We start from the raw sequence: 18,171 nt of genomic DNA, 5'->3' as shown, positions 1-18,171 counted from the left end.
GTTCCGGCCGTACCGTGTGGCGCATGACCCTTCTCGCGCATGACAGGTACTGCGACGAAATCGCTCGCCAGGTGGGCCAGTTGCGGTCCATCGTCACCTCCGGTGCCGATCTCTCGGCAACCGTGCCGACCTGCCCCGACTGGTCCCTGGAGCAGCTCGTCCGGCACACCGGCGGTGTCCTGTGCTGGGTGGAACTGCTGGTGCGGACGCGGGCGCAGGAGGACATCCCGCAGGAGCGGGTCCCCTCGCACGGCGGGCCGGAGCCCGTGGGTGATCCGGCCGCGCTGGACGCCTGGCTCGCCCGGACCGGTGAGGCGGTGGTGGCCGCGTTGCGGGAGGCCGGGCCCGACACCAGGGTGTGGGGCTGGGCGGGCGAGGGCAACGTCCGTTTCTGGGCCCGCCGGATGACCCACGAGATCACCGTGCACCGCGCTGACGCCGCACTCACCGCCGGGCTGCCCTACGAGGTGGCGCCCGAGATCGCCGCCGACGCGCTCGACGAGTGGCTCTACCTGGTGGAGTGGGTGCAGCGGAACCTGCCGCACCGGGCGTCCGACGAGCTGCGCGCCGCGGAACACCGGGGCCGCACCATCCGACTTCTCGCCACGGACGCCCCGGCCGGGCTGGACGCCGGGCCGGGCGGGACGGGGGTCTTTCCGTCCGAAGGGTGGGGGATGCTGGTGGAGCTGACCGAGCAGGGGATCGTCTGGCGCCGGAGCAGCCATGAGAAGGCGACCGTCACGCTGCGCGGCCCGCTCACCTCGGTCCTGCTCGCGTTCTACCGCCGACTGCCGCTGGACGCACCCGGGTTGGAGGTCCTCGGCGAGCGGAAGCTGCTGGAGTTCTGGCTGGACAAGACGATCTTCGGCTGAACCGGCGCGTGGCCCGCCCCTACCCCCGGTAGGGGGCGGGCCACGCGGTCGGATCAGCGGTTTCCGGTCCCCTTGCGGCGCATGCCGAGGAAGACCGCTCCGCCGCCGACGACGACCAGGGCGGCCGCGATGCCGACGATCAGGCCCGTGCGCGAACTGGCGCCGGTCTCGGCGAGGTTGGCCTCCTGGGCCGCGGGCGACGGCGCGTTGCTCGCGGTGTCCGCCGACGCGGCGCTGTCGCTCTCGGAGGCCGACGGGGTCGGCGTGACCGACTCGGCCCGCGAGGTGGCGGTGTCGGAGGGGGTCGACGCCGGGGTGGAGGGGGTCGGCGAGGCGGTGGGGGCGTCGTCGGCGGCGCAGGCCTTGGCGGGCGTGGTCAGGTTGGGCGTGATGTCGGCCTCGAACGTGCCGGCCTTGACGTGCACCCGGTACTCGGCGTTCGGTTGCCACTGCTCGGCGAAGACGGCCGTGACGCCCTCGGCCGAACCCTTGACCGGCGTGGGCTTGCCGATCCGCTTCAGGTCGGCGTTGTTGTTCTGGAGGAAGACCGTGACGACCGCGGGGGTGGCCGTCGCGTCCGTGTCGGTGACGGTGATGACACCCTTCGAGCCGTCGCAGGAGGCTGCCGCGGAGAACTGCCCGACGCCGACGGGGTCGGTGGCCAGCGCGGAGCCGGAGGCGCCGAGGACAAGGGCGGCCGAGGCGCCGACGAGACCGAACATGCGCACCGAACGAGCGGCGGTACGGCGGGATGGGGGCACGTTTGTCCTTTACGTGATGTGCAACTGCGGGGGGCGGAGGGGGAGATGCCGCCCCCGATGCGGCGGCGACAGCCTCCCCAGGGGTCCCTCAGGTCTATAAGCGTTCCATAAGAAGTGTCAATGCGTCGATGCTTCCAGCCGCTCGGCTTTGCCCGCTCATGAACCGCCGAGACGTTTCAACGCCTCAGGAGCCTCCTCGACCCGGTCCACCAGGGCGATACGGTCGCCCATCGACCGCTTCTCGGCCAGCTTCCGCAGCAGCGGCCAGGCAGGCAGCCGCTCCGTCCAGTGCTCCCGGTTCACCAGCACCATCGGCGTGGGCTCGCCGCGCGACTCGTAGTAGTTGGGCGTCGCGTTGTCGAAGATCTCCTGTACGGTCCCGGCGGCGCCGGGCAGGAACACGACACCGGCGTTGCAGCGGGCCAGCAGGCCGTCCTCGCGGCTGGCGTTGGAGAAGTACTTGGCGATGTGCGCGGCGAAGGGGTTCGGCGGCTCGTGGCCGTAGAACCAGGTGGGGATTCCCACTGAGGTGCCGCCCTGCGGCCAGCGGGCGCGGACGTCGAAGGCGGCCGACGCCCAGTCGGTGACCGAGGGCGTGAACTTCGGCGCCTTCGCGAGAAGTTCCAGCGACTCGGGGAGCATGCCGTCGGGGAACGGGGCCGCGTAGGCGCCGAGGTTCGCCGCCTCCATCGCGCCCGGACCGCCACCGGTGGCCACCGTCAGTCCGGAGCGGGCGAGTACGCGGCCGAGGCGCGCGGCACCGGCGTACGCGTCCGTCCCGCGGGCCATGGCGTGGCCGCCCATGACCCCTACCACCCGGTGTCCGACGAGGAGTTCGTCGAGCGCGTCGGAGACGGCGTCGTCATGGATCGAGCGGAGCATGGAGGCGAATATGTCGCCGTCGGCCTTCGTCTGCTGGAACCAGCGGTAGGTCCGGGCGTCCGGGGTCGACTCGTAGCCCTCGTCGAGTGAGGCGAACAACTCGTCGGGCGTGTAGACGAGCCCGCGGTACGGGTCGAAGGAGAGACCGGGTATCGGCGGGAAGACCAGGGCGCCGGAGGTGCGCGCCTTCGTCGCCGCGGCCGGGTCCATCGGGCAGCCGAGGAAGACGGCGCCCGCGGTGTCCAGGGTGAGCAGGACCTCGGTACGGTCCGTCAGGTCGACCGACTGGACGCGGAAGTGGGACAGGGTGCCCCGGCTGGAGACCACCTCGTCGAACTCGGCGAGGGACTCGATCTCACGGTCGTGGGTGCCGTCGAACGGCTGGGCGGGTGTCGGATGCACCCGCCCATGCTAGGCGTGCGGTCGTCGCTCGCGGATCAGCCCTGGATCGCCGAGGGATCCATCCAGACGACCTCCCAGGTGTGGCCGTCGAGGTCGTCGAAGGAACGGCCGTACATGAAGCCGTGGTCCTGCGTCTCGTTGGCCGGCGCGCCGCCCGCGGCCAGGGCGCGGTCGACCAGCTCGTCGACCTTCTCCCGGCTCTCGGCGCTCAGCGCGATCATGACCTGGCTGGTCTTGGTGGCGTCCGCGATCTCCTTCTTCGTGAAGGTCGCGTAGAACGGCTTGGTGAGCAGCATCGCGATGATCGTGTCGCTGATCACCACGGAAACCGCGTTCTCGTCGCTGAACTGAGGGTTGATCGAGTAGCCCAGCTCCGTGAAGAACTTCTTGGAAGCGTCCAGGTCGTTCACGGGCAGGTTGACGAAGACCATCTGCTGGTAGGCCGGGGTGCTCATCGGGGTGTCTCCCATCGAGTCGTACGGCTCGTGCGCGGCGCGTGTGCGTGGTGTCGCGCGTGTTCTTCGGTGGGGTAGACCCGGGGGGTGCGCGGAAGTCATCGGTGGCCGAGGCTTTTCTCGCGCGGATTCTCGTGCGGTTCCGGGCACGGCCTCAGGAGGTCAGCGGGAGGGCCGCGAGGGCTGCCACGGTCAGGGTGAGTGGGACGAACAGTGCGGCGAGGGCGCCGGCCCGGAGCGCCGCCGCGCTGCGCAGCACCGTGGACGGGGCGCCGAGGCGGAGCAGGGCGGCTGTCGTGTCGGCGCGGGCCTGGCGGGCCTCGACCGCGGCCGTGAGGAGCGTGGCGAGGGCGCAGCCGGCGACCAGGGTCGCGCCGAGGGCGGTGAGCGGGCCGAAGGACGGGTCCGCGGGGTCGTACAGGACGGCCATCATGTACGCGCCGGAGGCCACCGCGCACAGGACGCCGAGGGGGGCGCCGATGCGGGAGGCCTCTTCCATCAGGCCGCGGCCCGCGAGGAGGCGGAGGGCGCCGGGGCGGGCGGCCTGGAGGAGGCGGCCGCAGAGGTGGGTGAGGCTGGGGCCGGCCACGGCGAGGCCGATCGCGGTGAGGGTCCAGCCGACGAGGACGGCGGCGGGGCCGGTGGGGCCGCCGGGGAGGCTCAGGTGGTGGCCGGGGGTACGGCCGGCGTAGGCCTCCACGGCGAGGCCGGCGGCGAGGAGGGCCGCGCCCCAGGGGAGGGTGGTGGGGTTGGGACGGGGTGGGTCGAGCGGGGCGTCGGCCGGGGTGGGGCCGGTTGCCTGAGCCGGGGTTCCAGAGGTGCCGTCGGCCCGGGAGGGCGAGCGGGTGGTGCCGCCCGGCGCCTGTGGGTCGCCTTCCCCGCTCCCGGCCTCGTTCCAGCGGGGGGACCCTCCTCGCCCACCCGTGGCGCCCCGGGCGGCTCGCGTTCCCGCGGCTCGACGGAGTGGCTGGGCGTCGCCGTCCACGGCCGGGGTGGCCGCGGTTCTCCGGGCTTGTCTCGCGCCGAATCTGCCGTAGGCGCCGAACGTCTCCTGGAGCTTCGTGGAGGTGGCGAAGCGGCGCAGGGCGAGGCCGGTGCCCGGGGAGTTCACCGCGAGGCGGGTGTCGCGGGGGCGGAGGGTGAGGCCTACGGCGAGGGAGGAGGCCGCGGGGGTCAGGGCCAGCAGGGTGAGGGCGGCGGGGAGGGGCAGGGGGATGTCCGCTGCCAGGAACGATGCCGCCGCGCCGTCGAAGGGCATGCCCGTGAGGTCGCCGCGGAGGTGGAGGAAGAGGAGCAGGGCCAGCATCGACCCGAGGGTGGTGGACAGGGCCGTCGTGGTCGCCGAGATCGCCATCAGGCGGGCGGGGCCCAGGCCGATCGCCGCCAGGCCGGGGCGGGGGCGGGTGCCGGGGTCGGTACGGGCGACCGCGAGGGCGAAGTGGACGGTGGCGGCGAGCGGGACGGCGCACCAGGCCAACCGGAGCGCGGAGCCCGCCGGGGTGTCGGGGTGGCTCAGGGCGTGGCCGAGGGTGCACAGCAGGAGGAAGCCCGTGCCCGCCGAGGCCGTCGCGAGGAGGAGACGACGCAGCTGGACGGCCGGATGGGCGCCGCGGGTCAGGCGGAGAGCGAGCACGTCGCCCGGCCTTCCGATTCGGTGACCGGCGGCAGATGGACGGTGCGCACCCGGCGTCCGTCCAGCAGCGAGACCGTGCGGTCGGCGAGGGCCGCGGTCTCGGTGTCGTGGGTGGCCAGGACGACGGTGATGCCGTGCGAGCGGGCCGCCGTGGTCAGGGTGCGCAGCACGTGGCCGCGGTCCGCGCGGTGCAGGGGAGCCGTCGGCTCGTCCGCGAAGAGGACCGACGGGGCCGGCGCGAGGGCGCGCGTGATGCAGACGCGCTGACGTTCCGCCTGGGTCAGTTCGTGGGGTCTCAGGCGGGACTTGTCACCGACGTCGAGGCGTTCCAGCCACTCCAGGGCGGCGGCCTTGGCCCGGCGGCGACTGGTGCCGCGCAGCATCAGGGGGAGGGCCGCGTTCTCCCAGACGTTCAGTTCGGGGACGAGCACCGGGGCCGGGTCGATCCAGCCGAAGCGGTCGCGGCGGAGCCGGTCGCGGGCCGTCGAACCCATGGTGTGCACGGGGAGGCTGTTGAACCAGACCTCGCCGCGCTGACCGCGGGCCAGCCCGGACAGGCAGTGCAGCAGGGTCGTCTTGCCGCTGCCTCGCGGGCCGGTGACGGCGAGGATCTCGCCCTCCCGCACACCGAGCGACACGCCGCTCAGCGCGGGTGAGCCGTCGGGGTGCGTGTAGTGCAGGGAGCGTGCCCACAGCACGTCGTTGTCCGGCGGGGCCTCCATGGGCGTACACCTTCGTTCAGATCCGTAGTTCCCGTGTCGTTCCCCCGTCCGGGGGAACGAAGGCCGGGCCGATCGGTCACTGGCACGCTAGGCAGGCCGGGTCGGGCATCCGGACAGCACACGGCCCCGGGCCGCCGTTTCTCACTCGAACGGACGGCACCGGGGCCGGTGTTGATCACCTGAAAGGAAGATCCCAAAGACGGGGTGGAGGATCGCCGAAGGGCGTCAGAGCTTCGTCCACGCCTCCGTCAGCGTGGCGCGCAGGATCTGTTCGATCTCGTCGAAGGTCTCCTGGTCGGAGATCAGCGGCGGGGCGAGCTGGATGACCGGATCGCCGCGGTCGTCGGCACGGCAGTACAGGCCGTTGTCGAAGAGGGCCTTGGACAGGAAGCCGTACAGGACGCGCTCGGTCTCCTCGTCGCTGAAGGACTCCTTGGTCACCTTGTCCTTGACCAGCTCGATGCCGTAGAAGAAGCCGTTGCCGCGGACGTCGCCGACGATCGGCAGGTCGTGCAGCTTCTCCAGGGTGGCGCGGAAGGCGCCCTCGTTGTCGAGGACGTGCTGGTTGAGGTTCTCGCGCTCGAACAGGTCGAGGTTGGCGAGGCCCACGGCCGCGGAGACCGGGTGGCCGCCGAAGGTGTAGCCGTGCAGGAAGGTGTTGTCGCCCTTGTAGAACGGCTCGGCCAGGCGGTCGGAGATGATGCAGGCGCCGATCGGGGAGTAGCCCGAGGTCATTCCCTTGGCGCAGGTGATCATGTCCGGGACGTAGTCGAACTTGTCGCAGGCGAACATCGTGCCGAGGCGGCCGAAGGCGCAGATGACCTCGTCCGACACGAGCAGCACGTCGTACTGGTCGCAGATCTCGCGGACCCGCTGGAAGTAGCCGGGCGGGGGCGGGAAGCAGCCGCCGGCGTTCTGGACCGGCTCCAGGAAGACGGCGGCGACCGTCTCCGGGCCCTCGAACAGGATCTGCTGCTCGATCTGGTCGGCGGCCCAGCGGCCGAAGGCCTCCGGGTCGTCGCCGAAGAGGGGGGCGCGGTAGATGTTGGTGTTCGGGACCTTGTGCGCGCCCGGGACGAGCGGCTCGAAGGGGGCCTTGAGGGCCGGCAGGCCGGTGATGGACAGGGCGCCCTGCGGGGTGCCGTGGTAGGCGACCGCGCGCGAGATGACCTTGTACTTGGTGGGCTTGCCGGTCAGCTTGAAGTACTGCTTGGCGAGCTTCCAGGCGGTCTCGACGGCCTCGCCGCCGCCGGTGGTGAAGAAGACCTTGTTCAGGTCGCCGGGCGCGTGGTGGGCGAGGCGTTCCGCCAGCTCCACGGCCTTGGGGTGGGCGTAGGACCACACCGGGAAGAACGCCAGCTCCTGCGCCTGCTTGAAGGCGGTCTCGGCCAGTTCCGTGCGGCCGTGGCCGGCCTGCACCACGAACAGGCCCGCGAGACCGTCGAGGTAGCGCCTGCCCTTGTCGTCGTAGATGTAGGTGCCCTCGCCCCGGACGATCGTCGGGACGGGAGCGTTCTCGTACGAGGACATGCGGGTGAAGTGCATCCACAGGTGGTCGTACGCGGTGCGGCTGAGGTCCTTGGTGCTCACGGTTATCGGGTCCTCACGGTTATCGGGTTCCCCACATGTAGGTCTGCTTCTTGAGCTTCAGGTAGACGAAGCTCTCGGTGGAGCGCACGCCGGGCAGGGCACGGATGCGTTTGTTGATGACGTCGAGCAGGTGGTCGTCGTCCTCGCAGACGATCTCGGCGAGGACGTCGAACGAGCCCGCGGTCATCACCACGTACTCGACCTCCGCCATGTCGGTGAGCGCGTCGGCGATCGCCTCGGTGTCGCCCTCGACGTTGATCCCGACCATCGCCTGCCGGCGGAAGCCCACGGTGAGCGGGTCCGTGACGGCGACGATCTGCATCACGCCCTGGTCGAGCAGCTTCTGGACGCGCTGGCGCACGGCCGCCTCCGAGAGGCCGACGGCCTTGCCGATCGCGGCGTAGGGCCGGCGGCCGTCCTCCTGGAGCTGCTCGATGATGCCGAGGCTGACGGCATCCAGGTGAGGGGTGCCGTTCTTGGACTCGCGGGAGTCCCGGTGCTCTGCGCTTCGACTGGCCACGACGTCACTCTGCACGACGTCTCGACAGTTGCGCAAGGCTAAGGCGATGAAATTCGTTGTTTACGTGACTGAGACTTGCGGATTTCGCAGTAGTGGCGCAATCGGGGGTGTTGAAAACGTCGGTCGGCCGATTAGGGTGGGTGTCTCAGTGATTGGACAGTTCGACCCTGACACAGGAGGCCGGCAGTGAGCACCGAACTGCGTCGTCTGCGCAACTACATCGACGGTGAGTTCCGGGACGCCGCCGACGGGCGGACCACCGAGGTGGTCAACCCCGCAACGGGCGAGGCGTACGCGACCGCCCCGCTGTCCGGCCCGGCGGACGTGGACGCCGCCATGAAGGCCGCCGCGGACGCGTTCCCGGCGTGGCGCGACACCACTCCGGCCGAGCGGCAGAAGGCCCTGCTGAAGATCGCGGACGCCTTCGAGGAGCGCGCCGAGGAGCTGATCGCCGCCGAGGTGGAGAACACCGGCAAGCCGATCGGGCTCACGCGGTCCGAGGAGATCCCGCCCATGGTGGACCAGATCCGCTTCTTCGCGGGCGCGGCGCGGATGCTGGAGGGGCGCTCGGCCGGCGAGTACATGGACGGCATGACCTCGATCGTCCGGCGCGAGCCGGTCGGCGTCTGCGCGCAGGTCGCGCCCTGGAACTACCCGATGATGATGGCGGTGTGGAAGTTCGCCCCGGCGATCGCGGCCGGCAACACGGTCGTCCTCAAGCCGTCGGACACCACCCCGGCCTCCACCGTCCTGATCGCCGAGATCGTCGGCTCGATCCTGCCCAAGGGCGTCTTCAACGTCGTCACCGGCGACCGCGACACCGGCCGTCTGATGGTCGAGCACCCGATCCCCGCGATGGCGTCCATCACCGGCTCCGTACGCGCCGGCATGTCGGTCGCCGAGTCCGCGTCGAAGGACCTCAAGCGCGTCCACCTGGAGCTGGGCGGCAAGGCGCCGGTGGTGGTGTTCGAGGACACCGACATCGCCAAGGCCGTCGAGGACATCTCGGTGGCGGGCTTCTTCAACGCCGGCCAGGACTGTACGGCCGCCACCCGCGTCCTCGTCCAGGAGGCCATCCACGACGAGTTCGTGGCGGCCCTGGCCAAGGCCGCGTCCGAGACGAAGACCGGGCAGCCGGACGACGAGGACGTGTTGTTCGGTCCGCTCAACAACCCCAACCAGCTCCAGCAGGTCACCGGCTTCATCGAGCGACTCCCGGCCCACGCCAGGGTCGAGGCGGGCGGCCACCGGGTCGGCGACAAGGGCTACTTCTACGCCCCGACCGTCGTCAGTGGCCTGAAGCAGGACGACGAGATCGTCCAGAACGAGGTCTTCGGCCCGGTCATCACCGTCCAGACCTTCACGGACGAGGAGCAGGCCGTCGAGTACGCCAACGGTGTGGAGTACGCCCTCGCCTCCTCGGTGTGGACCAAGGACCACGGCCGCGCGATGCGTATGTCCAAGAAGCTCGACTTCGGCTGCGTGTGGATCAACACCCACATCCCCCTGGTCGCCGAGATGCCCCACGGCGGCTTCAAGAAGTCCGGCTACGGCAAGGACCTGTCCGGGTACGGCTTCGAGGACTACACGCGGATCAAGCACGTCATGACGTCGCTGGACGCGTAGGGCGACGGCGGTTCGGCCGGATGACGTCGCTGGACGCGTAGGCCTACGGCGGTTCGACCGCGCCGGTGCGCGGGGGACGGACGTCCCGCGGCGCTGCCCCGGACGGAGGTCTCCCGTCCGTGGCAGGGCCGTTCGGTGTCCGCCCACGATTGCGGCTTTGCCATCTCTTTACAACCTGTGTCCCCGCTGTCTCGTCTCTCCGCTCGATCCGTCACGCGACCCGTGCGGACCGACGAAGGAGAGCGACTCATGGGATTCACAAGCGGAACCGGCCTCAACGCCCTGGTGGTTGCGGGCACCGTCCTGCTGATCGGGGCGGGGCCCGCGTTCGCCGACCGGGGGACGCCGACACCCGCCGCGTCCACCCCCGCGACGGCCCCCACCGCTGCCCCCGCCCCGGCTCCGCCCGGGGGGACCCCGCGGTCCGCGCCCACCGCGGTGCCGTCCGGCATGCGGAGCCAGGTCCCCCTCATCCCCCGCGGCGCGGCCGACACCGGTGAGGCCACGACGCCCGCGCAGTCGCCGGGCAACGGCACACTGATCGGCGGTGGCGTCGCGGCGGCCTTCGCCGCGGGCGGGGCCGGGGTGTACGTCCTGCGTCGCCGGAGGACGACCGGCGCATGAGCCCGTACTCCAGGCGCGCCTTCCTCACCGCGGCCGGCGCCGGCCTGCTCGTGGGCTGCTCGGGCGGCCACCCGGCCGAGCGGGCCGCGAGCACACCGCCTCCCGTGCCGGTTCCCCCGGCGCGGGAGACACGTCCGCTCGGCCGTTCCGCGCCCGTCGTCCTGCGCATTCCGGCCATCGGGGTCGACACCCCGGTCGTGCGGCTGGGTCTTCAGGCCGACGGCAGTGTGGAGGTGCCCGCCGTCACCGCCGACGACCGGGCCGGCTGGTACCGGTATTCGCCGACGCCCGGCCAGACCGGGCCGTCGGTGATCCTCGGCCATGTCACGGTCGGCAGGTACGGGGACGGTGTCTTCCGCCACCTCGACCGGCTGCGGCCGGGCGACGGGATCACGGCGCGCCTGGAGAACGGCGCGACAGCGGACTTCGCCGTCACCGCCGTACGGACCGTCGACAAGGCCGGGTTTCCCACGGCCGACGTCTACGGGAACGTGGACCGGCCGGAGCTTCGTCTCATCACCTGCGGGGGGCCGCTGACCGGTGACGGGTACCGCGACAACCTGATCGTGTTCGCGGTCCTGACCTCCGCTGGAGAACGGTGAAACGCTCTCGTGAGCGGGCGGCGGCCGAACTGTTCGCCGCCCTCTACCCGCGCCTGGCCGGCTGGTGCCGTCGGCTCGTCGACGACGACGAGACCGCCCACGAGATCGCCTCGGAGGCGTTCACCCGGCTCTGGGCGCGCTGGACGGCGGTCGCCGAACCGCAGGGGTTCCTCTACGTCACCGCAGCCAATCTGGTTCGCGACCACTGGCGCAAGCTCGAACGCGAACGCCGGGCCGTGCGCCGGGCGACCGTGGAGGCGGCGGTGAATCCGCCCGCCCAGCCCGCCGACCCGTCGGTCCGGCTGCTCGTGCAGTCGCTGCCGGACCGGCTGCGCGTGCCCATCCTCCTGCACTACTACGCTGACATGCCGATCCGGGAGGTGTCCGTGCTCACCGGGCGCAAGGAAGGGACCGTCAAGGCCGATCTGCACGCGGCCCGCGAACTGCTCCGCGCACACCTGGGGAGAAGCCTTGATCACGCACGCTGACGACGACGCCGACGACGGCACCCGCGTCGCGGACGACCCGCTGACCGTCATCCTGCGGCCCCCCTCCCGCCACCTCGCCCCGCCGCCCGGCCACTTCGAGGCGGTCCGTCGAGGCGCCCTCTGCCGCCGGCTGGTGCGAACCGCGGTGGGAGTGAGCGTGACCTGCGCGGTCGTCACGCTCGTCGTGCTGCCGTTGCGCCTCGGCGGGCCGGACGAGCCAGCCGCCCCGACGGCCCCGATGGCCCCGCCGCCCGCGAGCAGCCCCTCCGCCGTGCCGACACCGTCGTTCCGCTCGCGCCAACCCGTTCACCGGGACGTCCCCACGAGCAGCGGCCCCACCGCACCGGAGGACTCCCGCCACCGCGGCGCCGCCCCCGTACCGAGCCCGGAGCGCACCGAGGTTCGGCGGACGATCGCCCCGTCTCCGTCGCCGTCCGCCGCGCGCAGTACGCCCTCGATCGCGCCCTCGGCGGCCGGTGCGCGCCGTTGAGGCCCCTTCGTGGACCGCGGCCGCGGACGGTCCTCGCTCCTCCTCCGGGACTCACCCTCGGGGCAGGGTGAGTCCCTGACCCGCGGGACGCCGCGGCAGCCGTCCGGAAGCAGGCTGGTGGAAGGGGGCGGGCGGAGGCACGGCCCCCGACGCCGACGCAGGCCCCCCTCGAGACTGCCGCAGGCCGGCTGGGCGTAATGCCACGCCTCAGCCGGTGATCGCCAGCACCCCCACCGACGCCGTCACCGCCGCCACCGCGAGGACCGCGCCCGTTCCCATCAGGCGGGCCAGCGGAACCCGTACGCCGTACGCGTGGCAGCGTTCGTACCAGAGGAGGGTCGCCAGTGACGCCCAGGGGGTGATCACCGGGCCGACGTTGGTGCCGACCAGCAGGGCGAGGAGTTGGTCGTGGTGGGTGAGGGGGACGGCCGCCTCGCCGGCCAGGTAGACGGGGAGGTTGTTCAGGGCGTTGGACAGGCCCGCGCCGACCGCCGCCGCGCGGAACATGCCCGCGATGCCGCCGTCGTGGCCGACCGCGGAGGCGAGCAAACCGTGCAGGCCGTTGGCGTCGACGGTCTCCACCACCAGGAACATGCCGGGGACCATCACCAGCAGCCGCCACGGGATGAGCGACAGCCGCAGCCCCGCGCGGTCGCGTGCCGCGAACGCCGCCACGACGACCGCGGCGGCCGCCGCGGACGCCACCCACAGCTCCACGTCCGCCACCAGGATCGCCAGCAGGAACCCGCCGCAAGCCAGCGCGCAGGCGCGGAACAGCACCGGGTCGGCGGGCCGGTGCGGACCGGGCGGCACATAACGGTCCGCGCTCCCCGCCGTCTGCGCACCCTCCGCCGTGTCCACACTCCGCATCGCGGGAACGGCCTCCGCCTGTACGTCCTCCACGCGCGCCGCGCCCGGCCCCGCACCCGGGGTCGTCTCGGCCGGTCCCGCCGCACCACGCCGTCCCCGCCGCCAGTAGAACCCCCACAGGCAGGCCGTCGTCACCGCGATCGCCGCGAGTTGCGGGGCCCACATACGGCCGGCCAGGCCCAGCGGGGACAGTGCGACCCGGTCGGCCGCCAGCAGGTTCGTCAGGTTGGAGACCGGCAGCAGGAGGCTGGCCGTGTTGGCCAGCCAGACCGTGGTCATCGCCAGGGGGACCGCCGCGATGCCGAGCCGGGTGGCCAGTGCCAGCATCACCGGGGTGAGGAGGACCGCCGTGGTGTCCAGGTTCAGGGCGATGGTGGTGACGGAGGCGAACGCCACGCAGAGCAGGAAGAGGAGCGGGTATCTGCCCCTCCCGGCGCGGGCGACCTGGGCCGCGACCACGTCGAAGACCTCCGCGCGACTGGTGAGGTCGGCGAGCACGATCACCGTGCCGAGGAACGCGAGCAGCGGGGCGACGCGGGTCATCGCGTCGGAGGCCGAGGCGGTGGGGAGCAGCCCCGTGGCCACGCAGCCGAGCCCGGTCACGAGGAGACCGATCGACACCCAGTCCAGTGCGTGAAGACGCCGCAAAACACCCACGCCCGGAAGGATCGCACACCCGTGCGCCACTTCAGCCAGGGGGTGCTGCCGGGCAGAGGTTCCCCGTCGGGAGGCCTTGGGCCGGGAAGGGGCTGCTGCGAAACCGGTGCGTTCGGGTGCTTGCTCACCGTCGCCCGTCCGGACCGGGCGGCGCCGCCCGGCCACCGGCGACGCCCGCGCCACCGTACGGCTGTGCGGCCTCCCCGGGGACGGCCCGGCCGCTCCGCGCGCCACCCCGGCCGGGCTGCCGGGCCGCTGGGCCGCCGAACTGTCGGGCGCCGGGCCGCCGGCTCCGTCCGGCGGGCGGATTCGGGGTCGGCATGTCCCGGTTCGAGCCGGGGGCTGGACGGACACCCGCCGGAGGTCGGGCGTGTGAGCCGCTGGAGGAGGAACCGTGCTGAGGTGGACTCAGTGGCCGTGCGAGGTCTCCTCGTGGGGCGCCTCCGTGTGAGTGCCGGCGTCGGAGCCGGTCCGTACCGTGAACGCCGCCGTGCGGACGGTCCCGTCGACCTTGAAGTCCAGGAACAGCCGGTAGCTGCCGGCGCTGGGCGCGGTGGCCGTGAAGGCCACCTCGGGTCCGGACGTCCTGTCGCCCTCCGCCTCCTCGTGCGGGTGGACGTGCAGGTAGGCCAGGTCGCCGGAGCGCAGGGCGACGAGATGGCCGTAGGCGCCGAGGTAGGGCTCCAGGTCGGTGACCGGCCGTCCGTCACGGCGGACGGTGAAGGTCAGGCCGCTCTCTCCGCCCGCGGCGAGGGTGCCCTTGAGAGCGACGGTGTATCCGTCGACGGTGGCGGTGGCCGCGGGTGCGGGCGGTTCACTCGCCCGGTACGGCCCGGTGACCGTCAGGTCGGAGCCGAGGGTGAGGCCCTCGCTCTCACCGGCGGGCACGAAGTCCGCGAAGACCCGGTAGCCGCCCGCGGCCGGCAGGTCCACCGGTGTGGTCCAGGTGCCGTCGGCGGCCCGGACGGGATGCAGATGGCGGTATGTCGTCAGCTCGCGTGAGGCGAGGATCAGATGGAGCTGCTTGCCGTGGGCGGCCTGGTACCGGGTCACGGGCTCACCGTCGGCGTCCCGCACGACGAAGCGCAGGGTGCTCCGTGTCCCGGCCGGGACGGCGGTGGTCTCCAGGTCCAGGGTGTAACCCCCCTGGGAGACCTGGAGGCCGGCCGGGAGGAGGTTCCCGGCCGGCGTCTTCCCGGCCGGCTCCGAGCTGTGGCTCTCGGTGTGTCCGGCGGCCGTCGTCTCATGGTCGATCGGGCCGAACGCGGCGCCGATCCCGTAGGCGGCGCCGAAGGCCGCGGCCAGTGCCGCCGTGAACGCGCCGATCTTGTGCAGGGGGTTCATACCGGACTCCCGACTTGTCTCTTCCGTTCACCTGCTCCTGGATACCCGCTGGGGGTATCCAGGACAGCACTATATACCCCCCAGGGGTACCAAGAAAAGAAGGAGCGGGTTGTCGGCGTGGTCGGAGCGCACCTGTTTTTGAACATGTTCAATAGGTGGGCGTACGCTGCCCGCATGAGCGACAGAGCCGCCCTTCTCCAGGGCATCCGAGCCTGGCTTGTCTTCTTCGTCGTCTGCCTGGTGCTCAGCGGCGCCACGGCCTTCCCGCTCGTGCACGAACTGCGCTGGACCGAGCACCTGTTGCGGGCCATGTCCGCGCCGGAGCGCCTCCCCGCCCTCATGGACTGGATCGTGCGGGTGCGGCAGGGACTCGACACCGTCGACGCCGAACACCCCTTCATGCTCTACGGCACGGACTGGCTGGCCTTCGCGCACCTCGTCATCGCGGTCGCGTTCTACGGCCCCTACCGCGACCCGGTCCGCAACATCTGGGTCGTCGAGTTCGCGATGATCGCCTGCGCCGGGATCATTCCGCTGGCCCTGATCTGCGGGCCGATCCGCGGCATCCCCTTCTGGTGGAGCGTGCTGGACATGTCGTTCGGCGTGTTCGGTGTGATCCCGCTGTATGTCGTCCGGCAGAAGATCAGGCGGTTGGAGGCGCTCAGCGCCCCCAATCCGTGGGCGCGGTCCGCTGCTTGAGGGCGGCGCGGGCGATGCGCTCGGCCACCGGGTTCATGCCCTCGCCGGCGACCGCCTCGCACAGAGCCCGTGCGTCGAGGCCGCCGGGGCTGGCTCGGCCGTGTCCGCAGTGGGGTCGGCCGGGGTGGGGGTGGCGAAGGCGGGGACGGCCAGGGGGCCCGCGCCCAGGGCGAGCCCCAGTGAGGCGGCGAGGGCGACGCTACGGCGGCGAGTGTGCATACGGGAAGGCTCCTGAGGGAGCGGTGTCGGATGCGTGATCATCCTCCGGCCGCCGGGCGGATCGTCACTGGGGAGGGCGCCCGACTCCCAGGCTGTCCCGGAGCAAGTGCCTTGTCAGTCAGGGGTGTTGTCGGGGATCGCCCCCTAAGGGCTCCCGTCTCGGCAAGGCCGGGCTCGCGGGGCCCGGCAACGCCCCCGCCGCGTTGCCGCCGGCCGCCGGGGTTGCCTCCTGGCTCCATCCGCCGCCCCGCGATCCACCCGCCCTGCCCGAAAGGCGTAGGAAGTCCGCCCGCCACCGCACGCCGCTCCCTGCTCCGAGCCGCTCCAGACGAAGGACCCCGGGCGGAGGCCCTCTCCGCCGCTCCCGTGGCGCGGCAATCCGTAGTCGCGCCGGCCCGACGTCCGTCTCCAAGTGTGGCCCCCGACGTCGCCAGGCACCATCCCCTGCCGACAGGGTGCGCGCAGGAGCGCGTGCGCGGACGACCGAGTCGGGTGGCACCGGCGCACGATCGCCGCCGCGCAGGCTCGTGACCGGCAGGCGCCGACGAGCTGGTCGCGGACCGGCGGCCACTCGTCCACGACGACGTCGACCGCGCCCTGAACGGCCACGTCGGCGTCGACGATGTCGTCCGGGAGGAAAGGCTGCGTGCCGTCGGCCACCTCGGCTCCCCGCGCGACCACGACAGCTCCCGTTCCCGGCTGGTGGCGACCACCATGCGAGGTCCGCGACCGGGCCCGCCGCGCACGACCCAGCCCCTCGACGACGACGTGCCGGCCGGCGGCGCCGCCGGCCGGCTAGCGACCGTCGCGGAGGGCGCGGAGGACGTCGATGCGGTTGGTGGTGATGGAATCGACGCCCAGGCCGATGAGGCGGCGCATGGAGCGGCGGGTGTCCGGGGTCCACACGGACAGCAGCAGACCGTCCCGGTGGACCCGGGCGACCAGGTCGCGATCGGCGAGGGAGAAGCGGTAGTTGAGCCAGCGGGGTCGGACCGCCGCCAGCAGGGCGGGTCGCGGCGGTGCCGAACTCGTGCACGTCAGGGCGATCTCGGCGGACGGGTCGGCGGCGCGGACGGCGAGCATCGCGGCGGCGCCGGCGCAGTAGTGGACGCGTTCCGCCGCCCCCGCCTCGTGGACGGCGTCCACCACCCGGCGGGCCGTCGACACCTCCCGGGTGCCCGGCAGGTCGAGCATGACCCGGCTGCCGGCGGTCGCCGCCAGCGCCTGCGCCAGCGTCGGCACCCCGCCCCCGGTCAGCGCGCGCACCTCGGCCGCCGACAGCGACCGCAGGGGCCGGTCCCGCTTCCACAGCCGCTTCAGCGTCTCGTCGTGCAGCAGCACGGGCACACCGTCCCGGGTGAGCCGTACGTCGATCTCGACGGCGTCCGCGCCCTGGTCGAGCGCGGAACGCAGCGAGGCGAGGGTGTTCTCACGGAAGCGGTAGGGGTCGCCGCGGTGGCCCACGGCAGTCACGGTCTGCATGGGCCCATTGTGGTGGCAGCCGAGGAGCGCGGTGGCTCTCAGGGCGTGAGCCACCGCGTGGTGTAGGCGTCGATCTCGGTGGCGATCCTGGCCTTGCCGGGCCCGTCGAGGAAGGACGCCTCCACGGCGTTCTTCGCCAGGGCGGCCAGCCCGCGCTCGTCCAGGTCCAGCAGGCGGGCGGCGACGCCGTACTCGCTGTTCAGATCGGTGCCGAACATGGGCGGGTCGTCGGAGTTGATCGTCACCAGGACACCCGCCGCGACGAACTCCCGCAGCGGGTGCTCCTCCAGCGTGCGCACCGCGCGGGTGGCGATGTTGGAGGTCGGGCACACCTCGAGCGCGATGCGGTGCTCGGCGAGGTGGGCGAGGAGCTTCCCGTCCCGTGCGGAGCTGGTGCCGTGCCCGATGCGCTCGGCGCGCAGATGGGTCAGGGCGTCCCACACCGTCTCCGGCCCGGTGGTCTCGCCGGCGTGCGGCACGGACCGCAGTCCGGCGGCGATCGCCCGGTCGAAGTACGGCTCGAACTGCGGGCGCGGCACGCCGATCTCGGGTCCGCCGAGGCCGAAGGAGACCAGTCCCTCGGGGCGCAGCCTGTCGTCGGTGGCGAGTCTCGTCGTCTCCTCGGCGGCCTCCAGGCCCGCCTCGCCGGGGATGTCGAAGCACCAGCGCAGGATCGTGCCGAACTCCGCCTCGGCCGCCTTGCGGGCGTCCTCGATCGCGTCCATGAAGGCGCGTTCGTCGATGCCGCGACGGGTGGAGGAGAAGGGGGTGATGGTCAGCTCGGCGTAGCGCACCTGCTGCCGGGCCAGGTCTCGCGCCACCTCGTAGGTCAGCAGCCGGACGTCCTCCGGGGTGCGGATCAGATCCACCACCGAGAGGTAGACGTCGATGAAGTGCGCGAAGTCGGTGAACGTGAAGTAGTCCGCCAGCGCCTCGGGGTCGGTGGGCACCTTGGAGTCGGGGTGGCGGGCGGCGAGCTCGGAGACGATCCGCGGGGAGGCCGATCCGACGTGATGCACGTGCAGTTCGGCCTTGGGCAGGCCGGCGATGAAGGCGTTCAGGGTCAAGGGGTCCTCCCCGGGGACGGCACCTCCGGCCGAGGGGGCCGGCAGGGTGCGGGTGATCGGCTGATCGGTGGGACGGGGTCATCGTAGGCGGACGGGGCGGGGGAGGAGCGAGGGGATGCGCGGCGGCGTCCACCGGTGCGGGACGCCTCTCCGCCGGCCGGGCCGG

Annotated in this window: 18 protein-coding genes; 7 read left to right on the top strand and 11 right to left on the bottom strand. The window is 72.4% G+C overall.

From position 1 onward, the window contains the following. Positions 1-23 precede the first annotated feature (23 nt). Positions 24-872: a maleylpyruvate isomerase N-terminal domain-containing protein gene (locus tag ACZ5Y0_RS23560; protein ID WP_469130660.1), complete on the top strand. Its 849-nt coding sequence runs from the start codon at positions 24-26 to the stop codon at positions 870-872. 53 nt (positions 873-925) lie between these two features. On the opposite strand, the gene ACZ5Y0_RS23555 is transcribed toward ACZ5Y0_RS23560, so the two are convergent. From ACZ5Y0_RS23555 to ACZ5Y0_RS23525, 7 genes are all read right to left on the bottom strand, one after another. Beyond that, positions 926-1,633: an LAETG motif-containing sortase-dependent surface protein gene (locus ACZ5Y0_RS23555; RefSeq protein ID WP_469130659.1), complete on the bottom strand. Its 708-nt coding sequence runs from the start codon at positions 1,631-1,633 to the stop codon at positions 926-928. A 156-nt stretch (positions 1,634-1,789) separates the two neighbouring features. Then, on the bottom strand, positions 1,790-2,917 hold the full coding sequence (locus ACZ5Y0_RS23550) for an LOG family protein (RefSeq protein ID WP_469130658.1): 1,128 nt from the start codon (positions 2,915-2,917) through the stop codon (positions 1,790-1,792). Between the two features lie 35 nt (positions 2,918-2,952). Further along, complete coding sequence (locus ACZ5Y0_RS23545) at positions 2,953-3,372, bottom strand: VOC family protein (protein ID WP_469130657.1); 420 nt, start codon at positions 3,370-3,372, stop codon at positions 2,953-2,955. 154 nt (positions 3,373-3,526) lie between these two features. Further along, the gene (locus ACZ5Y0_RS23540) at positions 3,527-5,005 is read right to left on the bottom strand and encodes a hypothetical protein (protein WP_469130656.1); all 1,479 of its coding nucleotides are present in this window, start codon (positions 5,003-5,005) and stop codon (positions 3,527-3,529) included. Then, positions 4,987-5,727, bottom strand: a complete 741-nt coding sequence (locus tag ACZ5Y0_RS23535) for an ABC transporter ATP-binding protein (protein ID WP_469130655.1) — start codon at positions 5,725-5,727, stop codon at positions 4,987-4,989. The genes ACZ5Y0_RS23540 and ACZ5Y0_RS23535 overlap by 19 nt, the downstream gene beginning before the upstream one ends. Before the next feature lie 225 nt (positions 5,728-5,952). Next, the gene (locus ACZ5Y0_RS23530; RefSeq protein ID WP_469130654.1) at positions 5,953-7,317 is read right to left on the bottom strand and encodes an aspartate aminotransferase family protein; all 1,365 of its coding nucleotides are present in this window, start codon (positions 7,315-7,317) and stop codon (positions 5,953-5,955) included. Between the two features lie 19 nt (positions 7,318-7,336). Next, complete coding sequence (locus ACZ5Y0_RS23525) at positions 7,337-7,852, bottom strand: Lrp/AsnC family transcriptional regulator (protein ID WP_383238205.1); 516 nt, start codon at positions 7,850-7,852, stop codon at positions 7,337-7,339. A gap of 171 nt (positions 7,853-8,023) precedes the next feature. Between ACZ5Y0_RS23525 and ACZ5Y0_RS23520 the strand changes: the two genes are divergently transcribed. From ACZ5Y0_RS23520 to ACZ5Y0_RS23500, 5 genes are all read left to right on the top strand, one after another. Beyond that, the gene (locus tag ACZ5Y0_RS23520; RefSeq protein WP_469130653.1) at positions 8,024-9,463 is read left to right on the top strand and encodes a gamma-aminobutyraldehyde dehydrogenase; all 1,440 of its coding nucleotides are present in this window, start codon (positions 8,024-8,026) and stop codon (positions 9,461-9,463) included. A gap of 249 nt (positions 9,464-9,712) precedes the next feature. Continuing rightward, complete coding sequence (locus tag ACZ5Y0_RS23515) at positions 9,713-10,087, top strand: sortase-dependent protein (protein ID WP_469130652.1); 375 nt, start codon at positions 9,713-9,715, stop codon at positions 10,085-10,087. Next, complete coding sequence (locus ACZ5Y0_RS23510; RefSeq protein WP_469130651.1) at positions 10,084-10,689, top strand: class F sortase; 606 nt, start codon at positions 10,084-10,086, stop codon at positions 10,687-10,689. The genes ACZ5Y0_RS23515 and ACZ5Y0_RS23510 overlap by 4 nt, the downstream gene beginning before the upstream one ends. After that, entirely contained in the window at positions 10,686-11,177 is a 492-nt protein-coding gene (locus tag ACZ5Y0_RS23505) for an RNA polymerase sigma factor (protein WP_150472971.1), read from the top strand. The genes ACZ5Y0_RS23510 and ACZ5Y0_RS23505 overlap by 4 nt, the downstream gene beginning before the upstream one ends. Beyond that, positions 11,161-11,667 (top strand): hypothetical protein, encoded by a 507-nt coding sequence (locus ACZ5Y0_RS23500; protein WP_469130650.1) that lies wholly within the window; start codon positions 11,161-11,163, stop codon positions 11,665-11,667. Before ACZ5Y0_RS23505 ends, ACZ5Y0_RS23500 begins: the two co-directional genes overlap by 17 nt. A gap of 207 nt (positions 11,668-11,874) precedes the next feature. On the opposite strand, the gene ACZ5Y0_RS23495 is transcribed toward ACZ5Y0_RS23500, so the two are convergent. Further along, the gene (locus ACZ5Y0_RS23495; RefSeq protein ID WP_469130649.1) at positions 11,875-13,194 is read right to left on the bottom strand and encodes an SLC13 family permease; all 1,320 of its coding nucleotides are present in this window, start codon (positions 13,192-13,194) and stop codon (positions 11,875-11,877) included. A gap of 408 nt (positions 13,195-13,602) precedes the next feature. Continuing rightward, complete coding sequence (locus tag ACZ5Y0_RS23490; protein WP_469130648.1) at positions 13,603-14,538, bottom strand: hypothetical protein; 936 nt, start codon at positions 14,536-14,538, stop codon at positions 13,603-13,605. Between the two features lie 174 nt (positions 14,539-14,712). On the opposite strand from ACZ5Y0_RS23490, the gene ACZ5Y0_RS23485 reads away from it, so the two are divergent. After that, positions 14,713-15,237: a hypothetical protein gene (locus ACZ5Y0_RS23485; RefSeq protein ID WP_469130647.1), complete on the top strand. Its 525-nt coding sequence runs from the start codon at positions 14,713-14,715 to the stop codon at positions 15,235-15,237. Between the two features lie 1,014 nt (positions 15,238-16,251). Here ACZ5Y0_RS23485 and ACZ5Y0_RS23480 read toward each other — a convergent pair. Both ACZ5Y0_RS23480 and ACZ5Y0_RS23475 read right to left on the bottom strand, forming a co-directional pair. Then, positions 16,252-16,938, bottom strand: coding sequence for a glycerophosphodiester phosphodiesterase (locus ACZ5Y0_RS23480; RefSeq protein WP_469130646.1), 687 nt, complete (start codon positions 16,936-16,938; stop codon positions 16,252-16,254). 38 nt (positions 16,939-16,976) lie between these two features. Further along, the gene (locus tag ACZ5Y0_RS23475; protein WP_469130731.1) at positions 16,977-18,050 is read right to left on the bottom strand and encodes an adenosine deaminase; all 1,074 of its coding nucleotides are present in this window, start codon (positions 18,048-18,050) and stop codon (positions 16,977-16,979) included. Positions 18,051-18,171: the final 121 nt, after the last annotated feature.

Source organism: Streptomyces sp. NPDC033216, from assembly GCF_055577115.1.
This window is presented reverse-complemented; position numbering and strand designations above follow the sequence as displayed.

What these genes read in the sequence shown, in the direction of transcription:
- ACZ5Y0_RS23490 (WP_469130648.1), bottom strand. Translation starts at nt 14,538, where the DNA reads ATGAACCCCCTGCACAAGATCGGCGCGTTCACGGCGGCACTGGCCGCG.
- ACZ5Y0_RS23560 (WP_469130660.1), top strand. Translation starts at nt 24, where the DNA reads ATGACCCTTCTCGCGCATGACAGGTACTGCGACGAAATCGCTCGCCAG.
- ACZ5Y0_RS23485 (WP_469130647.1), top strand. Translation starts at nt 14,713, where the DNA reads ATGAGCGACAGAGCCGCCCTTCTCCAGGGCATCCGAGCCTGGCTTGTC.
- ACZ5Y0_RS23515 (WP_469130652.1), top strand. Translation starts at nt 9,713, where the DNA reads ATGGGATTCACAAGCGGAACCGGCCTCAACGCCCTGGTGGTTGCGGGC.
- ACZ5Y0_RS23510 (WP_469130651.1), top strand. Translation starts at nt 10,084, where the DNA reads ATGAGCCCGTACTCCAGGCGCGCCTTCCTCACCGCGGCCGGCGCCGGC.
- ACZ5Y0_RS23535 (WP_469130655.1), bottom strand. Translation starts at nt 5,727, where the DNA reads ATGGAGGCCCCGCCGGACAACGACGTGCTGTGGGCACGCTCCCTGCAC.
- ACZ5Y0_RS23480 (WP_469130646.1), bottom strand. Translation starts at nt 16,938, where the DNA reads ATGCAGACCGTGACTGCCGTGGGCCACCGCGGCGACCCCTACCGCTTC.
- ACZ5Y0_RS23545 (WP_469130657.1), bottom strand. Translation starts at nt 3,372, where the DNA reads ATGAGCACCCCGGCCTACCAGCAGATGGTCTTCGTCAACCTGCCCGTG.